This is a genomic window from Pseudoalteromonas sp. NBT06-2 (assembly GCF_002276045.1).
In the GTDB taxonomy this organism is placed as follows: domain Bacteria; phylum Pseudomonadota; class Gammaproteobacteria; order Enterobacterales; family Alteromonadaceae; genus Pseudoalteromonas.
Genome location: NZ_NQMR01000340.1, coordinates 1 through 1,647, shown reverse-complemented (window position 1 = coordinate 1,647; position 1,647 = coordinate 1). Strand labels below are relative to the sequence as shown.

Annotated in this window: 1 protein-coding gene; it reads left to right on the top strand. The window is 35.9% G+C overall.

Annotated features, from left to right (window positions below; genetic code table 11):
- Nucleotides 1-602 precede the first annotated feature (602 nt).
- Nucleotides 603-1,583: a hypothetical protein gene (locus tag CJF42_RS25925; RefSeq protein WP_095369361.1), complete on the top strand. Its 981-nt coding sequence runs from the start codon at nt 603-605 to the stop codon at nt 1,581-1,583.
- Nucleotides 1,584-1,647: the final 64 nt, after the last annotated feature.

The window sequence follows — 1,647 nt, the reverse complement described above, 5'->3', positions numbered from 1 at the left end:
CACGGGTTATTGAGGTGTTACACAAGATAAAGCTAAACTCTTGAAATAATAGAGATTAATTATTATTACTTTTTCTTACAAAATAAAAATTTACATGAATTGTAAAGTCGTTATACTAAATTATTTCTATCTAGAATAATTTATTTTATTTCAATACCTAAGATAAAGTCTTAGGGGCTGTTGATCTTTGGAGATTACTTTTACAGCAGTTTGCTTGGTATTTAGGCAAGGCAGAGCACGTGAAGTGTAGCTAGCTACATGAATGTGCGATAACGCTGTATGAATTTCAAACAAATTCTGCCCTTTGGGTTCATTTAATGTAACTTTACTCATTGTTACTCGTTTCTTACATACGACTGAATGGATTCAGAAGGTAGAGCAATGCGGGAGCAATTTCCGAGAATAACTATGCTACAAAATTCGCGCCGCGATTAAAGTTACTTTAAATTGAATAAATTTTAACTCTGAATGATCAACAGCCCCTAGGCGTTGAATAAATCAAATTTATATAAACTATAAGGAATTAGATTATCAAACGATTCAAAAGAGCATTTCCTCATTTAGCAACTTTACTTATATTAAGTAGTTCATCATCTTTTAGTGTGTCGGCACATCAAGCTATAGATATAAAAAAACAAGTACATAATAGCAAAGGTTCATCTGAAGCTTGTGAATTTTCAGCTAAAGATTCTGAATGGGTTAATCGAGCCATTTCATCTTGGCATTTTACAAACAAAACGATCACTCAAGTATCGAACATGGGTTCATTTGATATTGTCTTTTATGATGCAAAATGCCAAAGGATGAGTAATGATGCCCTGATAGTACCAAAAGATGCCAGTTGGAGATCTGAATTACATCAAGATACAGTACTATTTCCTGATGGAGATGAAATGCCACCAATGGTTAACTCTTTTACTTCTTCAAGTAACAAAGATGGCGGGAAAACATTTTTTGTTATGTCAGTTCCCAGTGTTTGGCAGCAAGGTGGCGTAACGAGTAGTATAGGGCTTGAAAAGTTTATGGTCCCAGTAATGTTACATGAAGCAATGCATGCCATTCAGTCACCAACCTATGGCAAAAAAATAGAGTCATTAACCAAAGCGCATAATCTTCCAGACAATTTTAATGATGACAGCGTGCAGCAGTTATTTTCAAATAATCCTGAGTTTTCAAAATCTATTCAGTCAGAAATAGAACTGCTTATGCAGGCGGCAAAAGCTCCAACAGATACAGAAGCAAGAAGATTGGCCAAAAAAGCACGTGATAAAATTAAAGCTCGTTACCAAACCTGGATGTCTGGCGATGCAAGTAAATATCGTGATATTGATGATGTTTGGCTGACAATGGAAGGTTCTGGTCAGTGGGTTGGTTATAGCTGGTTAAGAACTGCTGAAGGTGGTGGGTTGTCAAAAGATGAAGCAATTAATAGTTTTGGTTTACGCGGAAAATGGTGGTCACAAAAACTGGGTTTTGCATTGTTTATGGTCATTGAACGTTTATCTGACAATTGGAAAGAAGATGCATTTGGTGATGGGTCGAGAACTGTTTTAACTTTGTTGGATGATGCATTAAAAAAATAAGTGATCAAAGTGCTATAACTACTATGAGAGGGGGAGTGGCTCCAGGGCGGGATTATGCTTAGGT